Genomic DNA, 20,408 nt, shown 5'->3' on the forward strand with positions numbered 1-20,408 from the left:
TGTCGGTCGCATCAGGAGTCCCGGTTCGCGAGTGCCCTGGCGACCAGGGCGTCGGCGTCCGCTGTTCTGATCGCGTCCGTCTGGTCTTCCTCGGGCGGTGGCGGAGGGCTCGTCTCAAGACCCGCCAGCCGCAGCAGACTTTCCAGGAGGCCCGCTTCGCGGAGCCGGGACAGTGGAACGGACGCGATGGCCTCCCGAAGTTCGGCATCACCGTCGCCCGCGGCCGCCGTTCCCTCGGGGACGAGCCGTTCGAGGAGCACCTCCGCCAGGGCTTGGGGCGTGGGGTAGTCGAAGACGAGGGTCGCCGGGAGCCGCTGACCGGTGGCGGCGTTGAGCCGGTTGCGGAGTTCCACGGCGGTGAGGGAGTCGAAACCGAGGTCCTGGAAGGGACGCTCGGCGTCGATGCCACCGGGAGCGCCATGGCCGAGAACCGTGGCGATGTGCGTGCGAACCAGATCGAGCATCGTCCGGTGCCGCTCCGCCTCGTCCAGCCCGCTCAGGCGCTGCACAAGAGATCGCGCCGACTGCCGGTGACGGCCGTTGGGCGCGCGGACCAGTCCGCGCAGGGGAGCCGGAAGCGTGCCCTCGGACGCTTGGCCGCGCAACGCCGCGAGACTGAATCGGGCGAGCAACGTCAGCGGTGCGTCCTGACTCCGAAGGGCGGCGTCGAAGAGGTCGAGTCCTTGTCGCGCGCTGAGCGGGAGCAGCCCGTTGCGAGCCAGGCGAGTCTGGTCGGTGTGCGTGAGTTGGCCGGTCATGCCGCCGGTTTGGTCCCAGAGTCCCCAGGCGAGGGAGTGGGCGGGTTGGCCGTTGGCGTGTCGGTGTGCGGCGAGTGCGTCGAGGTAGGTGTTGGCTGCGGCGTAGTTGGCCTGGCCTGGGCTGCCGAGGATGCCTGCGGCGGAGGAGAACAGCACGAACGCCGATAGTTCGGTGTGCTGGGTGAGGTGGTGCAGGTTCCAGGCGGCGTCTGCCTTTGGCCTGAGCACGGTGTCGAGTTGCTCGGGGGTGAGGGTGGTGATGGTGGCGTCGTCCAGGACTCCGGCGGTGTGGACGACGGCGGTGAGCGGGTGCTCGGCCGGGATGGTGTCGAGCAGTTTGGCGAGTGCGTCTTGGTCGGCGGCGTCGCAGGCGGTGATGGTGACGTGCGCGCCGAGGTCTTCAAGTTGGCGTTGCAGGTCGGTGGCGCCGGGCGCGTCGAGCCCCCGGCGGCTGACGAGCAGCAGGTGCCGGGCGCCGTGGGTGGTGACGAGGTGGCGGGCGACGAGGGCGCCGAGGGTGCCGGTGCCGCCGGTGATCAGGACGGTGCCGTCCGGGTCGAAGGCCGGCTGTGTGGTGGTGGACGGTGGGATCTGGGTGAGGCGTGGGGTGTAGAGGTGTCCATCGCGGATGGCGAGTTGGGGTTCGCCGGTGGCGATGGCGGCGTCGAGCGTGGCGGTGTCGTCGGTGTCGATGAGGACGAACCGGCTGGGATGTTCGTTCTGTGCGGTGCGGACCAGGCCCCAGATCGCGGCGGCGGTGAGATCGGGGGCTTCCTGATCGTCGATGCTGATGGCGTTGTGGGTGGTGATGACGAGGGAGGTGTCTTGGCTGAGGGCGTCCTGAATGGTGGTGAGTGCTTCGTGGACGGTGCCGGGTGACGCGGTCTGGAATGTCTGCGGTGCGGGTTGGGTCGGCGTGGGGTGTGGGGTCCAGTCCAGTCGGTAGAGGTGGTTGGTGGTTTGGGGGAGGTGGTGGGTGTTGATGGGGCGGACGGTGAGGGCGTCGATGGTGATGACGGGTGTGCCGGTGGTGTCGGTGGCGGTGAGGGCGATGCTGTCGGTGTCGGTGGGGGTCAGCCGCACACGCAACGTTGAAGCACCCGACGCGTGCAGACTGACGCCGCTCCACGAGAAGGGGAGCCGGGTGGTGTCGTCCTCGGCAAGCGAGGCGAGGGGATGGAGGACGGCGTCGAGAAGCGCCGGGTGGATGCCGAAACCGGTGACGTCCAGGTTGTCGGGCAGGGCGATCTCGGCATAGAGGTCGTCGCCGTGCCGCCAGGCTGCCTCCAGCCCTTGGAAAGCCGGACCATAGGCGACGCTCAAGTCCTCGAAGCGGGCGTGCAGGTCCTCGACGCTGAGGGGTGTCGCGTCCGAGGGACGCGCGGGCGGCGGAACGGCTGGATCGGCCGGCGGTTCGGGATCGAGCAGCCCTTGGGCATGGCGTGTCCAGTCCCCGTCGCCGTCTTCGGTGGCGACCGGCCGGGAGTGGACGGTCAACGGCCTGGCGCCGGTCTCCCCAGCGGCCCCGACCGTCACGCGTAGCTGTACCGCTCCCTGCGCGGGGACGACGAGAGGCGCCTCCAGGGTGAGGTCCTGAACCTGGCCGCACCCGGTGTGGTGTGCGGCGTGCAGGGCTAGTTCGACGAAGGCGGTCCCGGGCAGCATGACCGAGCCGTGAACGACGTGGTCGGCGAGCCAGGGATGGGTCTGTGAGGACAGGCGACCCGTGAACAGCGTGCCCTGCCCGTCCGGCAGCTCGACCGCCGCGGCCAGCAGCGGATGACCGTCGGTGGCGTCGAGTCCAGCGCTGGCGACATCGCCGGTGCCGACAGGCGGGTCGAGCCAGTAGGACTGGCGCTGGAACGGATAGGTGGGCAGCGCGGTAAGCCGTGCTCCGGTGGGGGCGAAGTACGCCTCCCAATCGACCCGGATGCCGTGAACGTGAGCGGTCGAGAGGGCGGTGACGAGCGTTTGCGGTTCCGGTCGGTCGTGGTGCAGGAGCGGGATCAGAGCGGACTCGGCGGGGAGTCGGTCGGTGGCGAGGGTGGTGAGGGTGGCGTCGGGTCCGAGTTCGAGGCATCGGGTGACGCCTTCTTTGTGGAGGGTCCCGATGCCGTCGTCGAACCGGACGGTGCCGCGGATGTGGTCGGTCCAGTAGTCGGGCGAGCAGAGTTGCTCGTCCGTGGCGATCTTGCCGGTGAGGTTGGAGACGACGGGGATGGCCGGTGGGTGGTAGGCCAGTTTGGACGCGATCTCCCGGAACTCGTCCAGGACGGGGTCCATGTGAGGGGAGTGGAACGCGTGGCTGACCTGAAGCTGTTTGGTCTTGCGGCCCTGGTCGCGCCAGTGGGCGGCGATGCGCTGGAGTTGTTCCTGATCGCCGGAGATGACGAGTGAAGTCGGGGTGTTGATGGCCGCGATGGAGACCTGGTCGGTGAGAGTGTCCTGAATTTCTTGTTCGGTGGCCTGGATGGCGATCATGGTGCCGGTGGGGTCGGCCTGTTGCATGAGCCGTCCCCGCGCCGCGATGAGGGTGCAGGCGTCCGGCAGGGACAGGACACCGGCGGCATGGGCGGCGCTGATTTCGCCTAGGGAGTGCCCGGCCAGGTAATCGGGACGAACACCCCAATGCTCCAAGAGCCGGTAGAGCGCGATTTCGAGGGCGAACAGTGCGGGCTGGGCGTACTGGGTTTGGTGAAGACGGGGGTCGTCGTCGGCCAACATGATGTCGCGCAATGGCTCATCGAAGTGGGCGCACACCTCGTCGAGAGCCTGAGCGAAGACGGGATAGGTGTCATAAAGGTCGCGGCCCATGCCGGGACGTTGGGAGCCCTGCCCGGAGAACAGGAACGCGGTCTTCCCTCGTGCGACGGTGGCGCGGCTCGGTTCGTCGGTTGCGAACAGGTCGCCAACGATGGCGGCGCGATGGTCGTGGTGAGCCCGGGCGGTCGCCAGCGAGTAGGCGATGTCGGCGAGGCTCAGCTCTGGACGGGCCGTGATGTGGTCGCGTACCCGCTGGATGTGAGCGTCCAGGGCGTCCTCGGTCTTGGCGGAGAACAGCCAGGGCAGTACCTCGGGGTCGGCGGGACGTTCGCTGTCGTCGTCCTGGACGGGCGGTGCCTGTTCCAGGATGAGGTGGGCGTTGGTGCCGCTGATCCCGAAGGAGGACACCGCCGCTCGGCGGGGCCGGTCGGTGCCGTCCGGCCAAGGAGTGGGCTCGGTCAGCAGGGAGAGGTTGCCGCTGTCCCAGTCGATGTGCGGAGAGGGCTCGTCCGCGTGCAAGGTCGCGGGTAGCAGCCCATGGTTCATCGCCTCGACCATCTTGATGACGCCCGCGACCCCGGCGGCGGCCTGGGTGTGCCCGATGTTCGACTTGATCGACCCGAGCCAGAGCGGCTGGTCGTCGGGCCGTTCCTGCCCGTAGGTGGCCGAGAGAGCCTGTGCCTCGATGGGGTCGCCGAGGCTGGTGCCGGTGCCGTGGGCTTCCACCGCATCGACCTCGGCGGCGCTCAATCCGGCGTTGGCCAGGGCGGCCCGGATGACGCGTTGCTGGGACGGACCGTTGGGGGCGGTCAGCCCGTTGCTGGCACCGTCCTGGTTGATCGCCGACCCGCGTAGCACCGCCAGGACGGGGTGCCCGTTGCGCTGCGCGTCCGACAGGCGTTCGACCAGGAGCAGTCCGACGCCTTCGGAGAAGCCCGCGCCGTCGGCCCCGGCCCCGAACGCCTTGCAGCGCCCGTCGGGGGACAGGCCGCGCTGCCTGCTGAACTCGGTGAAGAGAATCGGGGTGGCCAGGACGGTGACGCCACCGGCGAGCGCCAGGTCGCATTCGCCGTTGCGCAGGGCCTGGGCCGCCTGATGGAGGGCGACCAGCGACGAGGAGCAGGCCGTGTCGATCGCGACCGCGGGACCCTCGAGCCCGAAGGTGTAGGAGATACGGCCGGAGGCGACGCTGTTGGAGCCCCCGGTGCCGATCTGCCCCTCGAAGCCCTTGGGGATCTGGTTCAGCAGACGACCGGCGTAGTCGTTGTACATGATGCCCGTGAACACCCCGGTGCGGCTGCCGCGCAGCGTGCCGGGGTCGAGCCCGGCGCGTTCGAACGTCTCCCAGGCGGTCTCCAGGAGGAGGCGTTGTTGGGGGTCGATGGCCAGGGCTTCGCGGGGGCTGATGCCGAAGAAGTCGGCGTCGAACCGGTCGGCGTCGTAGAGGAATCCGCCGCTGCGCGTGTAGCTCTTCCCGGATGCGTCAGGGTCGGGGTCGTAGAGAGAGTCGACGTCCCAGCCACGGTTGTCGGGGAAGTCGGAGATGGCGTCGCGGCCCTCGGCGACCAGCTCCCACAGTTGCTCTGGGGACCGCACCCCGCCGGGATACCGGCAGGCCATCGCCACGATCGCGATCGGGTCGCCGGTGTCGGGTCCGGCCTGGACGACCGGCACGGCCGGGATCTCGTCGAGCAGTCGCGCGCACAGTTCGGCGGCGAGCGCGCGAGGGTTGGGATGGTCGAAGACGAGGGTGGCCGGGAGCCGGATGCCGGCGGCGGCGCTGAGCCGGTTGCGCAGCTCGACGGCCGTGAGGGAGTCGAAGCCGAGGTCCTGGAACGCGCGTTCCGGGTCGGTGGCGGCCGTTGCGGTGTGGCCGAGGACCCCGGCGACGTGGGTGTTCACGAGGTCGAGCAGGATCTGGTGCTGTTCGGCGGCGTCCAGCCCGGTCAACCGGTCGTGCAGGGGCCGCGTCGCCTGGTCGGCGCGGCGCGCGGCCGGTGCGACGAGTCCGCGCAGGATCGCGGGCAGTGTCCCGGCGGTGGCCATGCCGCGCAGGGCGGCGAGGTCCAGCCGGGCGGGCACGAACAGTCCGCGGCCCCCGGCGGCCAGCGCGGCGTCGAACAGGGCCAGGCCCTGTTCGGACGGCAGGGCGGTGAGGCCGTTGCGGCTGATCCTGGCCTGGTCGGTGTGGTCGAGCGTGCCCGTCATGCCGCTGACCTCGGCCCAGAATCCCCAGGCGAGGGAGAGGCCGGGCAGTCCCCGGGCGGCGCGGTGGGCGGCGAGGGCGTCGAGGTGGGTGTTGGCGGCGGCGTAGTTGGCCTGGCCCGGCCCGCCGAGGACACCGGCGGCGGACGAGAACAGCACGAACGCGGCGAGGTCGTGGTCCCTGGTGAGATGGTGCAGGTTCCACGCGGCGTCGACCTTGGGGCGCAGCACGGTGTCGAACCGGTCGGGGGTGAGCGAGCCGACGACGCCGTCGTCGAGCGTTCCGGCCGCATGGACGACGGCGGTGAGCGGACGGTCGTCGGGAACGCCGTCGAGCAGCTCCGCCAGCGCCTCCCGGTCGGCGGCGTCGCAGGCGGCGATGGTGATGTCGGCGCCCAGCTCCGACAGCTCGGCGTGCAGGTCGTCGGCGCCGGGGGACAGGCGGCCGCGGCGGCTGGTGAGCAGCAGATGCCGGACGCCGTGCCGGGTGACGAGGTGCCGCGCCAGGAGACCGCCGAGGGTGCCGGTGCCGCCGGTGATCAGTACGGTGCCCGCGGGGTCGAGACCACCGGACTCGGCCGGGTCGGTGGCGGTCGCGCGGGCCAGGCGGGCCGCGCGGAGCACGCCGTCGCGCACCGCGATCTGGGGTTCGCCGGTCGCGAGGGCCGTGGCCACGGCCGCCGTCCCGGCGTCCTGCCGGTCGTCCGAGTCGATCAGGACGAACCGGCCGGGGTTCTCGGTCTGCGCCGACCGCACCAGCCCCCACACCGAGGACGCGGCGAGGTCGCGGACGTCTTCGCCGTCACCGGCGGCCACGGCGCCGCGGGTCACCACGGCCAGGCGGGTGTCGGTGAGCCGGTCGTCGGCCAGGAACTCCTGGACGAGGCCGAGCACGCGATGGGCGGTGACGCGTGTGCCCGCCACCGGATCCACCGGATCCGCGTCGGTGTCGGTGGTGGCGCACTCGGCCAGGATCACGTCCGGGACCGTGTCGCCGGTGAGGCCGTCGCGCAGGTGGGTCAGGTCGTCGTGGACGGTGATGGTGGTGCCCGTCCCGTATCCACTGCCGGCCAGGTCTGCGTCCCCGCCGATGACCGCCACACGGTCGACCGTGGGTGGGCCGCCGGGGACGGGGAGGGCGGGCCAGTCGACCTGGAACAGGGAGTTGTGACGGCGGGTGCGCAGGGCCGGAAGCCTGCCCGGGTCGATCGCCCGGACCGCCAGCGTCTCGATGGTGGCCAGGTGGGCGCCGGTGCCGTCGGCGATGGTCAGGGTGACGCCGCCGTCCGTGGGGGACAGGTGCGCCCGTAGTTCGGTGGCGCCGACGGCGTGGAGGCCGACCCCCTTCCAGGAGAACGGCAGCAACAGCGTGTCGTCGCCGCCGTCCTGCTTGGTCAGCCCGTCGATCGCCAGGATGTGGAGGACGGCGTCGAGCAGGGCCGGGTGGAGGTGGAAACGGTCGGCCTCGGTGTGCTGCTCCTCCGGGAGGGCGACCTCCGCGTAGAGGTCGTCTCCGTGCCGCCATGCGGCCCGGAGGCCCTGGAAGGCCGGCCCGTATTCGAGACCTGCGTCGTGCAGGCGAGGGTAGGCGTCGGCCAGGTCGACGGGGGCGGCTCCCTTGACCGGCCACGTCCCGCCGGTGCCGGTCGGTTCGGGGGACGCGGGCCCGAGCGTGCCGGTCGCGTGCCGTGTCCACGGCGGGTCGCCGTCGCCGCCGTCCGCGTCCATCGTGCGGGCGCGGATGATGAGGGAACGGTGCCCGGTGTCGTCCCGAGGACCGGTGAGCACCTGAAGCTGGACGGCGCCCTGCTCGGGCAGGACGAGCGGAGCCTCCAGGGTGAGGTCCTCCAGGTCGCCTCCGCCCGTCTGGGTCGCGGCGTGCAGCGCGAGTTCGACGAAGGCCGTGCCGGGGAACAGGACCGTGCCCGCGACGGCGTGGTCGGCGAGCCATGGCTGCTCGGCGAGGGAGATCCGCCCACTGAACAGATGGCCCTCGTCCGGCAGCCCGGTCGCGGCACCGAGCAGCGGGTGGTCCGACGGGTCGAGCCCGGCCGCGGCGACGTCCGACCTGCCGGCCATGGCGTCCAGCCAGAACGGCTCGTGCTGGAACGCGTACGTGGGCAGTTCGACGGCGCGTGCGCCAGTCCCGGCGAAGGCCCGTTCCCAGTCGACGTCGATCCCGTGGACGTGCGCCTGCGCGAGCGAGAGGAGGAAACGCTCCGCGGCGCCCTCGTCGCGGCGCAGCGTGCCCAGCACGACGGCCTCCGCGTCCGTCTCGTTGATCGTCTCCTGCATGGACCCCGACAGGAGCGGATGCGGGCCGACCTCGACGAACGTGGTGTGGCCGGTGGCGAGGAGCGCGGCGGTCGCCTCGTGGAAACGCACCGGCTCCCGCATGTTGCGGTACCAGTACGCGGCGTCGAGGCCGGTGGTGTCGAGGACGTTCCCGGTGACGGTGGAGTAGAAGGGGATCTCGGCCGGGCCGGGGACGATGGGGCTGAGAATGTCGAGCAGATGGTCGTGGAAGACGTCCACCTGCGGGGAATGCCCGGCGGTGTCGATCCCGGGAATGATCCGGTTCCGGATGCCGTGGTCGGTGAGGCGGGCGGCCAACTCCTGGAGGGCGCCGGGGTCGCCGGCGACGGTCGCGCTCGTCGGGCTGTTGACGGCCGCGATCGAAAGGCGGTCCCGCCACGGCTCCAGATGGGCGGCGACCTGCTCGGCGTCGAGGGCGACGCTGAGCATGCCGCCCTGTCCGGCGAGCCGCAACCAGGCCTGCGACCTCAGGGCGATGACGCGGACGGCGTCGTCGAGGGTGAGCGCCCCCGCGATGTAGGCGGCGGCGACCTCGCCCTGGGAGTGGCCGACGACGGCGTCGGGGTGGACTCCGTGGGAGCGCCACAGACGGGCCAGGGAGACCATCATCGTGAACAGGACCGGCTGGACGACGTCCACCCGGTCGAGGGGCGGAGCGTCGGGGCGCCGGTTGAGCACGTCCAGGACCGACCAGTCCTGGTGGGCGCGGAAAGCCCGGTCGCAGGCCTCCGCCTGCTCCAGGAAGACCGGGAAGGCTTCCATGAGCCGGACCGCCATGTCCGGCCACTGCGACCCCTGGCCGGGGAAGACGAACACCGTCCTTCCCGGGCGGGCGCGTCCCAGCGTCACGTTCGGTGCGGGTTCTCCCTCGCTCAACGCGGTCAGCCCCGCGAGCAGCTCCTCCCGGTCGCCGCCGACCACGGCTCGGTGGTCATGATGGGAACGGGTCGTGGCCAGCGAGTACGCCACGTCCAGCAGCGCCGGGGCCGCCGCGTCCGTCAGGTGGGTCCGGAGCCGCTCGGCCTGGTCGCGGAGGGCCTCGTCCGTCTTGGCCGAAAGCACCCAGGGACGCACGGCCGTGTCGGGGGCGGGTTCGGTGCCGGCGGGGGTGTTCGAGGAGCCGGACGCCTGTTCGAGGATGAGGTGGGCGTTGGTGCCGCTGATCCCGAACGACGACACCGCCGCGCGGCGGGGCCGGTCGGCCCGCGGCCAGGGCACGGCCTCGGTGAGAAGCTTGACGTTGCCGGAGTTCCAGTCGATGTGCGGGGACGGCTCGTCGGCGTGCAGCGTCGCGGGCAGCAGCCCGTGAGAGATGCTCTCGACCATTTTGATGATGCCCGCGACTCCGGCGGCGGCCTGGGTGTGGCCGATGTTGGATTTGATCGAGCCGAGGTGCAGGGGCCGGTCGTCGGGGCGGTCCTGCCCGTAGGTGGCGAGCAGTGCTTGGGCTTCGATGGGGTCGCCGAGCGCCGTGCCCGTGCCGTGCGCCTCGACGGCGTCGACCTCGTCCGGCGTGAGGCGCGCGTTCGCCAGCGCCTGCCGGATGACGCGCTGCTGGGACGGGCCGTTGGGGGCGGTCAGGCCGTTGCTGGCCCCGTCCTGGTTGACCGCCGAACCGCGGACGATCGCCAGAATCGGGTGGCCATTGCGCCGCGCGTCCGACACACGCTCCAGCAGGATCATCCCCGCGCCCTCGCCCCAGCCCGCGCCGTCCGCGGCGGCCGAGAACGACTTGCAACGCCCGTCCGGGGAGAGCGCGCCCTGCCGGCTCAGCTCGACGAACGGGCTCGGCGTGGCCATCACCGTCGCGCCACCGGCGAGCGCCAGATCGCATTCCCCGTTGCGGAGCGCCTGAGCGGCCAGATGCAGCGCGACGAGAGACGACGAGCACGCCGTGTCGATCGTCACCGCCGGGCCCACCAGCCCGAACGAGTAGGCGATGCGGCCCGAGGCGATGCTGTAGGAGCTGCCCGTCCCGATGTATCCCTCGAACCCGTCGGGCACCCGGTCCAGCAGCCGACCCCCGTAGTCGCCGTACATGATCCCGGTGAAGACGCCGGTGCTGCTGCCATGGAGTTCGTCGGGCGTGATCCCGGCCCGCTCCACCGCCTCCCACGTCGTCTCCAGCAGCAGCCGCTGCTGCGGGTCGATCGCGAACGCCTCACGCGGGCTGATGCCGAAGAACCCGGGGTCGAAATGGTCGGCGTCGTACAGGAACCCGCCGGTCCTGGTGTAGGTCTTGCCGATCGCCTCGGGATCCGGGTCGTACAGGTCGTCGACGTCCCAGCCGCGGTTGCGCGGGAAGCCGGAGATGGCGTCCGTCCCGTCGGCCACCAGCCGCCACAGGTCCGACGGGGACGCCACCCCGCCGGGAAAACGGCACGCCATGCCGACGATCGCGATCGGCTCGTCGACGGCGGCACCGGCACGGCGAACCGTGGCCGAGGCGTCCCCGCCGAACAGCAGAGAATGCAGATGGTCCGCCAGCGTGCGCGGCGTCGGGTGATCGAAGACGAGCGTGGCGGACAGCCGCTGACCGGTGGCACCCGCGAGCTGATTACGCAGCTCGACCGCCGTGAGGGAGTCGAAGCCGAGGTCCTGGAAAGGACGGTCGGGGTCGATACCGCCTGGAGAGTCATGCCCCTGGACGGCGGCGATCTGCCCGCGCACCAGTTCGAGGAGCCGCTGCCGCTGCTCGTCCGCACTCGCCCCGGACAACGCCTCGACCAGCGAACCCCCCGGCTGCCCCGACACCGCGGCCCGCCGGATCGGCACACGCACCAGACCCCGCAGAGGCGCGGGAAGCGTTCCCGACTCGGCCTGGCGCCGCAGCACCGACGTGGTGAAACGGGCAGGCACCAGGAAGGGGGCGTCCGGCATTCGAAGCGCGGCGTCGAAGAGCGCCAGGGCCTCCTCGGTGCCCAGCGCGGTGACGCCACCGCGACCGAATCGCGACTGGTCGGCCTGGGTGAGGTGACCGGTCATACCGCTGGTCTGATCCCAGAGTCCCCAGGCGAGGGAGTGCGCGGGTTGCCCGTTGGCGTGTCGGTGTGCGGCGAGGGCGTCGAGGTAGGTGTTGGCTGCGGCGTAGTTGGCCTGGCCCGGGTTGCCCAGAACGCCCGCGACGGAGGAGAACAGCACGAACGCCGATAGTTCGGTGTGCCTGGTGAGGTGGTGCAGGTTCCACGCGGCGTCGGCTTTGGGACGCAGGACGGTGTCGAGCTGTTCGGGTGTGAGGCTGGTGATGGTGGCGTCGTCGAGGACCCCGGCGGTGTGGATGACGGCGGTGAGTGGGTGTTCGGCCGGGATGGTGTCGAGGAGTTCGGCAAGTGCGTCTTGGTCGGCGGCGTCGCAGGCGGTGATGGTGACGTGCGCGCCGAGTTCTTCGAGTTGGTGTTGGAGGTCGGTGGCGCCTGGGGCGTCGGGCCCCCGGCGGCTGGTGAGGAGGAGGTGCCGGGCGCCGTGGGTGGTGATGAGGTGGCGGGTGATGAGGGCGCCGAGGGTGCCGGTGCCGCCGGTGATCAGGACGGTGCCGTCCGGGTCGAACGACGGTGCTGGTTCGGTCGGCGGTTCGGTGGTGGTGAGGCGCGGGGTGTAGAGGTGTCCATCGCGGATGGCGAGTTGGGGTTCGCCGGTGGCCAGGGCGTGCGGGAGGACCTCACGGGACGCATCGGTGTCGTCGGTGTCGATGAGGGTGATTCGGTTGGGGTGTTCGTTCTGTGCGGTGCGGGCCAGGCCCCAGATGGCGGCGGCGGTGAGGTCGGGGGCTTGTTGGTTGTTGATGCTGATGGCGTTGTGGGTGGTGATGACGAGGGAGGTGTCTTGGGTGAGGGCGTCCTGGATGGTGGTGAGTGCTTCGTGGACGGTGCCGGGTGACGCGGTCTGGAGTGTCTGCGGTGCGGGTTGGGTCGGGGTGGGGTGTGGGGTCCAGTTCAGTTGGTAGAGGTGGTTGGTGGTTTGGGGGAGGTGGTGGGTGTTGATGGGGCGGACGGTGAGGGCGTCGATGGTGATGACGGGTGCGCCGGTGGTGTCGGTGGCGGTGAGGGCGATGGTGTCGGTGTCGGTGGGGGTCAGCCGCACACGCAACGTTGAAGCGCCCGACGCGTGCAGACTGACGCCGCTCCATGCGAAAGGCACGCGGATGTCTTCCGGCTGTGCGTCAACCACCAGCGGATGGAAGACGGCATCCAGAAGCGCGGGATGGATGCCGAAACCGGTGACGTCCAGGTTGTCGGGCAGGGCGATCTCGGCGTAGATGTCGTCGCCGTTCCGCCAGGCAGACTTCAGCCCTTGGAAGGCCGGGCCATAGCTGAGCCCGATGTCCTCCAGACGGGAGTAGAAGTCATTTAGATCGACAGGAGATGCTCCGTCAGGTGGTCGGGTGTCCACGCCGAGAGAGCCCGCCGCCGGCTCCGAACCGAGCACGCCGATCGCATGCCGCGTCCACTCCGCGTCGAGTTCGGCGTCCGCAGGCCGCGAATGGATCGATACGGTTCGCTGCCCTGGTTCGCCTTCACCGCCGACGGTGACCTGTACGTGTACCGCTCCGCGATCGGCCAGGACGAGAGGAGCCTCCAGAGTGAGGTCCTGAACCTGGTCGCAGCCTGTGTGATGTGCGGCGTGGACGGCCAGGTCGGCGAAGGCGGTGCCGGGAAAGAGGGTGGTGTCGTGGACGGTGTGATCGGCAAGCCACGGGTGGGTGTCGAGGGAGATCCGGCCGGTGAAGATCCATCCCCCGCCGTCTGGAACGTCCACGACCGCCTTGACCATCGGGTGCTCCGACGTGCCCTGACCGAGCCCGCCCGGACTGGCGGCCGGTGAGGCCTTGAGCCAGTAGGGGCGGTGCTGGAAGGGGTACGTGGGGAGGTCGACGGACTGTGTGGCGGGAAGGACTTCGGTCCAGTCGACCCGGATGCCGTGAGTGTGGGCGGTGGAGATGGCGGTGATGAGTGCTTGCGGTTCGGGTCGGTCGTGGTGCAGGAGCGGGATCAGAGTGGAATCGGCGGGGAGTCGGTCGGTGGCGAGGGTGGTGAGGGTGGCGTCGGGTCCGAGTTCGAGGTATCGGGTGACGTTTTCTTCGTGGAGGGTGCCGATGCCGTCGTCGAACCGGACGGTGCCGCGAATGTGGTCCACCCAGTAGTCGGGTGCGGTGAGTTGGTCGGACGTGGCCATATGCCCGGTGAGGTTCGACACGACCGGGATGGTCGGCTGGTGATAGGTCAGGGCAGAGGCGATCTCTCGAAACTCTTCGAGGACGGGGTCCATATGTGGGGAGTGGAACGCGTGACTGACCTCTAGCTGTTTGGTCTTGCGGCCTTGGTCGCGCCAGTGGGCGGCGATGGTCTGGAGTTGGTCGTGGTCGCCGGAGATGACGATCGAGGTCGGGGTGTTGATGGCCGCGATGGAGACCTGGTCGGTAAGGAATTGCTCGATTTCTTGTTCGGTGGCCTGGATGGCGATCATGGTGCCGGTGGGGTCGGCCTGCTGCATGAGCCGTCCCCTGGCCGCGATCAAGGTGCAGGCGTCAGCCAGGGACAGGACACCGGCGGCATGAGCGGCGGTGATTTCGCCCAGGGAGTGCCCGGCCAAGTACTCGGGACGGACGCCCCAATGCTCCAAGAGCCGGTAGAGGGCGATTTCGAGGGCGAACAGCGCGGGCTGGGCGTGTTGGGTTTGGTGGAGGCGGGGGTCGTCGTCGGCGAACATGATGTCGCGCAACGGCTGGTCAAAGTGGGCGCACACCTCGTCGAAGGCCTGGGCGAAAACGGGGAAGGCCTTGTAGAGGTCGTGGCCCATGCCGGGGCGTTGGGAGCCCTGCCCGGAGAACAGAAATGCGGTCTTGCCGCCGCCGGTGGTGTTGCGGATGAGTTGGTCGCCGATGAGGGCGGCGCGGTGTTCGAAGTGGGTGCGGGTGGTGGCCAGGGTGTAGGCGATTCCGGCCGGGTCCAGGTCGGGACGGGCGGTGACGTGGTCGCGGAGGCGTTGGATCTGTTCGTCGAGCGCGGCGGGAGTCTTGGCGGACAGCAGCCAGGGCAGCGGCGTGAATTCAGCGGGAGGCTGTTGCGGTGCGGGTTCTGGTGCCTGTTCCAGGATGAGGTGGGCGTTGGTGCCGCTGATCCCGAAGGAGGACACGGCGGCGCGGCGGGGCCGGTCGGTGTCGTCCGGCCAGGGGGTGGGCTCGGTCAGCAGGGTGAGGTTGCCGCCGTCCCAGTCGATGTGCGGGGAGGGCTCGTCCGCGTGCAGCGTCGCGGGCAGCAGCCCGTGGGAGATGCTCTCGACCATCTTGATGATGCCCGCGACTCCGGCGGCGGCCTGGGTGTGGCCGATGTTGGATTTGATGGAGCCGAGGTGTAGGGGCCGGTCGGTGGGGCGGTTCTGTCCGTAGGTGGCGAGGAGGGCTTGGGCTTCGATGGGGTCGCCGAGGGTGGTGCCGGTGCCGTGTGCTTCGACGGCGTCGATGTCGTCCGGTGTGAGGCGGGCGTTGGCGAGTGCGGCGCGGATGACGCGTTGTTGGGACGGGCCGTTGGGGGCGGTGAGGCCGTTGCTGGCCCCGTCCTGGTTGACGGCCGATCCGCGGATGACCGCCCGGATCGGGTGACCGTTGCGCTGCGCGTCCGACAGGCGTTCGACGAGCAGCAGTCCGACACCTTCGGAGAAGCCCGCGCCGTCGGCCCCGGCCCCGAACGCCTTGCAGCGCCCGTCGGGGGACAGGCCACGCTGCCTGCTGAACTCGGTGAAGACGATCGGCGTCGCCATCACCGTGACGCCACCGACCAGCGCCATGTCGCACTCGCCGTTGCGGAGCGACTGGATGGCCAGGTGCAGGGCGACCAGCGAGGACGAGCAGGCCGTGTCCACGGTCACGGCCGGACCTTCAAGCCCGAACGTGTAGGCGATACGGCCGGACGCGATGCTCGAGGAGACGCCGGTAGAGAGATATCCGTCGGCGTCGGGCTCCGGGTATCGGAGAGAGGCGTATTCCTGTCCGGCCATGCCGGTGAAGACGCCGACGTTGTCACCGGCCAGCGCGGCGGGTTCGATCCCGGCCCTTTCCAGCGCCTCCCACGTGGTCTCCAACAGCAGTCGCTGTTGCGGATCCATGGCCAGGGCCTCGCGTGGGCTGATACCGAAGAAGTCCGCGTCGAAATCGCCCGCGTCATGGAGGAAACCACCCCGGCGCGCGTACGTCGTGCCCTTCACGTCCGGGTCCGGGTCGTAGAGCGCGTCGAGGTCCCAGCCGCGGTCGTCGGGAAAGTCGGAGATCGCGTCGCGGCCCTCGGCGACCAGCTCCCACAGGCCCTCGGGCGAGGTGACCCCGCCGGGGAACCGGCAGGACATCCCCACGATGGCGATCGGCTCATGGCTCGCGGCCTCGGCCTCGTCCAGGCGGCGCTGGGTCTGACGCAGGTCCGCCGTGACACGCTTGAGGTACGCGAGAAGCTTCTCGTCGTTCTCCGCCATTTGGCCGCTCTCTCCAGTGCTATGCAGAAAACAATTTCGGGCGGTCAGGAACTGCCCAATTGCTGATCGATGATCGTGAAGATCTCATCCGCCGTGGCCGAATCGATGTCCACGTCGGTCGGTTCGCGTCTGAGCCCGCGAAGAACGGACGTGAGCCGGTCGGTGACCTCGGTGATGAACCCGCTTTCCTCGGGCAACTCCGAGATGGCCTTCTCCAGCGCGTCAAGTGCGTCCACCACGGGCGGCGGACCCGTCACCACGTCCGGCGCCATGAGGGGCAGCAGATGGTCGGCCAGAGCCGATGGGGTCGGATAGTCGAAAACGAGGCTGGACGACAGGCGAAGACCCGTCGATGCGGCGAGCCGGTTCCGCAGTTTGATCGCCATGAGCGAGTCGAAACCCGAATCCTTGAACGGCCGGTCGGGTGGAATCTGGTCGGCCGCCGAGTAGCCCAGCACCGTCGCCGCGTCGCCTCGCACCGTCTCCAGCAGGAGTTCGGCCTGTGCGTCGGGCGTGAGGCCCGACAGCCGGTCCCGCAGCGCCGATCCCACCGAGGCCGCGTCGCCGGTCCCGGTGTTCTCGTCCTGAAGCGCGCGCCGTGCCTCGGGGATCTCCAGGAGGAGCGGGCTGACCCGGCCCGAGGTGAAGCCGACCACGAACCGTTCCCAGTCGATGTCGGCGACGGCGACGAACGTCTCGTCGTGCTCGACCGCCTGGATCATCGCGGTCGTCGCGTCCTCCGGCGGCATCTCGAGGACGCCGCGGCGATGCATGTACTCGCCGATGTCCTCGACCGAGGACATCATGCCGTCGCCCTTCCAGGCGCCCCACGCGATCGACGTGGCGGTCGCGCCGCGGCTGCGTCGCTGCTCGGCGAGATGGTCCAGGAACGCGTTCCCGGCCGCGTAGGCGTCGTTGCCGCCGCTTCCCCACACGCCCGCGTTGGACGAGAACAGCACGAACGCGTCCAGCTCCCGATCGCCCAGCAGTTCGTCCAGGACGGTCGCGCCGACGACCTTCCCGGCGATCACCTCGGCGAACTCGTCGAGTTCGGTGTCGGCGACGGCGCGGAACCGGCGCCCCACCCCGGCCGCGTGCACCACCGCCGTCAGCGGGCGGTCCGCGGGAACGCGGTCGAGCAGGTCCGCCACCGCCGCGCGGTCGGTCATGTCGCAGGCCGCGACGGTCACCCCGGCGCCCAGCGCGACCAGTTCCGCTTCCAGGTCGGCGGCCCCGGGCGCCGCCGGGCCGCGGCGGCTCGCCAGCACCAGATGCTCCGCGCCCTCGGCGGCGAGCCGTCTGGCGACCTGCGCGCCGACACCACCGGTGCCGCCGGTGATGAGCACCGTTCCCGTCGGACGCCACTCCTTGGCGGCGGACCCGGTCCGGAGCGGAGCACGCACCAGCCGCCGGACGAACCGGCCCCCGCGACGCACGGCGATCTGATCCTCGGCCCCGACACCGGTGAGCGCGGTCGCCACGTGCCGCACCGCCCCGTCGTCGACCGTGTCGGGAAGGTCGATCAGCCCACCCCAGCGCTTGGGATGTTCGAGGGCGATCACCCGTCCGAGCCCCCACATCTGGGCCTGGGCGGCCCGGGGCCGCGGATCGTCCCGGCCGGTCACCACCGCTCCACGGGTGGCGCACCACAACGGGCCGTCGATGCCCGTGTCGATCACGGCCTGGGCGAGGGCGAGCGTCGCGGCGACGCCGGTGGGCACGGCCGGATACCGGACGTGCGGAGCGTCGTCGCAGGCGAGCAGGGAGAGGACTCCCGCGATCTCCGTACCGTCCGCCGACGCCGCACGGATGCGGTCGGCGAACCAGTCGCGGTCGACCTCGCCGGTCTCCACGATCAGCATCTCGGCCTGGGCGCCATGCTCGACGAGCGCACGCATACAACCGCTCGACCAGGCGTCGAGAGCGTGGGCACGAGGCACCGCCACCAGCCAGGTTCCCCGCAACGAGGGAGGCGCCGCGTCACCCGCCGCCCGCCACGCCACCCGGTAGCGCCACTGGTCGATCGACGAGCCGGGAGTGACCTTCGCGGGCCCGTCGAGCCAGTAGGGGCGGTGTTGGAAGGGGTAGGTGGGGAGGTCGGCGGGTGGTGTGGTGGGGAGGATTTTGGTCCAGTTGACGCTCGTGCCGCGGGTGTGGGCGGTGGCGAGTGCGGTGGTGAGGGTGTGGGTTTCGGGTTGGTCTTGTTGGAGGAGGGGTGTGGTGTCAGGGGTCAGGGCTGTGAGTGTGGTGTCGGGTCCGAGTTCGAGGTGGGTGGTGACGCCTTGTTCGTGGAGGGTGGTGATGGTGTCGGCGTAGCGGACGGTGTGGCGGAGGTGGTCGGCCCAGTAGGCGGGTGAGCGCAGTTGCTCGTCCGTGGCGAGGCGTCCGGTGAGGTTGGACACCACGGGGATGGTCGGCGGGTGGTAGGTCAGTTCGGACGCGGTCTCCCGGAACTCTTTGAGAACAGGGTCCATGTGTGGGGAGTGGAACGCGTGACTGACCTGTAGTTGCTTGGTCTTGCGGCCCTGGTCGCGCCAGTGGGCGGCGATGCGCTGGAGTTGGTCGTGGTCGCCGGAGAGCACAATCGAGCTGGGCGTGTTGATGGCGGCGATGGAGATCTGATCGGTCAGGGACTGCTGGATCTCCTGCTCGGTGGCCTGGATGGCGATCATGGTGCCGGTGGGGTCGGCCTGTTGCATGAGCCGTCCCCGCGCCGTGATCAGAGTGCAGGCGTCGGGAAGAGACAGGACACCCGCGGCGTGAGCGGCGCTGATTTCACCGACGGAATGTCCGGCCAGATAGTCGGGGCGGACGTCCCAGTGCTCCAGGAGCCGGTAGAGCGCGATTTCGAGCGCGAACAGCGCCGGTTGGGCGTATTGCGTCTGGTGGAGGCGAGGGTCGTCGTCGGCGAACATGATGTCGCGCAACGGCTCGTCGAAGTGGGCGCAGACCTCGTCGAGAGCCTGAGCGAAGACGGGATAGGTGTCATAAAGGTCGCGGCCCATGCCGGCGCGTTGGGAGCCCTGCCCGGAGAACAGGAACGCGGTTTTGCCGCTCGCGGTGGCGGTGTTACGGACGAGTTCGTCGCCGATGAGGGCGGCCCGGTGCTCGAAGTGGCTGCGGCCGGTCGCCAAGGTGTAGGCGATTTCGGCCGGGTGCAGGTCGGGACGGGCGGTGACGTGGTCCCGGAGGCGCTGGATCTGTTCGTCGAGCGCGGCGGGAGTCTTCGCGGACAGCAACCAGGGCAGCGCGGCGGTCTCGGCGGGGAGTTGTCGCGGGCCGGATTCGGGCGCCTGTTCCAGGATGACGTGGGCGTTGGTGCCGCTGATCCCGAAGGAGGACACGGCGGCGCGGCGCGGCCGACCGGTTTCCGGCCACGGAGTGGGCTCCGTCAGCAGGGAAAGGTCGCCGGTCGCCCAGTCGACGTGCGGGGACGGCTCGTCGGCGTGCAGGGTCGGGGGCAGCAGCCCGTGGGTCATCGCCTCGACCATCTTGATGACGCCCGCGACCCCGGCGGCCGCCTGCGCGTGACCGATGTTCGACTTGATCGATCCCAGCCACAGCGGCCGGTCGGCGGGCCGGTCCTGCCCGTAGGTGGCGAGCAGCGCCTGCGCCTCGATGGGGTCGCCGAGGCTGGTCCCCGTGCCGTGCGCCTCCACCGCGTCGACATCCGCGGCGCTCAGCCCGGCGTTGGCCAGCGCGGCGCGGATGACGCGCTGCTGCGACGGGCCGTTGGGGGCGGACAGTTGGCTGCTGGCGCCGTCCTGGTTGACCGCGGATCCGCGGATGACCGCCCGGATCGGGTGGCCGTTGCGTTGCGCGTCCGACAACCGCTCCAGTACCAGGACGCCGACGCCTTCGCCGAGGACGGTGCCGTCCGCACCGGCCCCGAACGCCTTGCAGCGCCCGTCGGCCGCCAGGCCGCGCTGGCGGCTGAAATCGATGAAGGTGGAGGGGGTCGCCATCACGCTGACGCCACCGGCCAGCGCCATGTCGCATTCGTCGTTGCGGAGCGACTGGACGGCCAGATGCAGGGCGACCAGTGAGGACGAGCAGGCCGTGTCCACGGTCACGGCCGGGCCTTCGAGCCCGAAGGTGTACGAGATACGCCCGGACGCGACGCTGCCCGCGCTGCCCATGCCCAGATGGACTTCCAGCTCCTCCGGTGCCTCATGGACGAAGCGGGCCCCGTAGTCGCCGTACATGATGCCCGTGAAGACGCCGGTGCGGCTGCCGCGCAGCGCGGTGGGCGCGATCCCGGCCCGCTCGATGCTCTCCCAGCTGGTCTCCAGAAGGAGCCGCTGCTGGGGGTCGATGGCCAGGGCCTCACGCGGGCCGATCCCGAAGAACGCGGGGTCGAAATGGTCGGCGTCGTGGAGGAATCCACCGGAGCGGGCGTAGCTCTTTCCCGTCGCGTCCGGGTCCGGGTCGTAGAGCGCGTCGAGGTCCCAGCCGCGATCGCCGGGAAATTCGGAGATCGCGTCGCGGCCGTCCCGGACCAGGTCCCACAACCGGTCGGGGGTGGTGGCGCCGCCGGGGTAGCGGCACGCCATCCCGACGACGGCGATCGGCTCGGGGCCGCCGTCCTCGACCTCGGCGAGACGCCGCCGGGCCTGATGCAGCTCGGCGGTCACCCGCTTGAGATAGTGCCGGAGCCTGTCCTCGTTGTTCATATCGGTGCTGACCCTCTGCCTTCGGCGCGCTGGCTGGCAGGTGGTCCCGTCGCCGCCGTCGGCCCGGTCGCGGACCGCGGGCGACGCCGGTTCTCCCTGCACTCGGACACCTGCAGGAGAGATTGGCCGCCGCGGCTAACGACGGACTTGCTTCACTCTAAAGTTCTCGCGCATTTGAGATCTGTGTCATATCGCCGAGTCCCGGCACCGGAATTCTTTGTCATTAATGCTC

The 20,408-nt window shown here is 70.4% G+C and carries 2 protein-coding genes; both read right to left on the reverse strand.

What is annotated here, in order from left to right:
• Positions 1 to 11: 11 nt before the first annotated feature.
• Positions 12 to 15,503, reverse strand: coding sequence for a type I polyketide synthase (locus BZB76_RS36200; protein ID WP_121438119.1), 15,492 nt, complete (start codon positions 15,501 to 15,503; stop codon positions 12 to 14).
• Positions 15,504 to 15,547: 44 nt separating this feature from the next.
• Positions 15,548 to 20,176, reverse strand: a complete 4,629-nt coding sequence (locus BZB76_RS36505; protein WP_121438120.1) for a type I polyketide synthase — start codon at positions 20,174 to 20,176, stop codon at positions 15,548 to 15,550.
• Positions 20,177 to 20,408: the final 232 nt, after the last annotated feature.

Origin of the sequence: Actinomadura pelletieri DSM 43383 (genome assembly GCF_003634705.1) — a bacterium.
Taxonomy (GTDB): domain Bacteria; phylum Actinomycetota; class Actinomycetes; order Streptosporangiales; family Streptosporangiaceae; genus Spirillospora; species Spirillospora pelletieri.

Coding starts and splice junctions, on each gene's coding strand:
- BZB76_RS36505 (WP_121438120.1), bottom strand. CDS start 20,176: ATGAACAACGAGGACAGGCTCCGGCACTATCTCAAGCGGGTGACCGCC.
- BZB76_RS36200 (WP_121438119.1), bottom strand. CDS start 15,503: ATGGCGGAGAACGACGAGAAGCTTCTCGCGTACCTCAAGCGTGTCACG.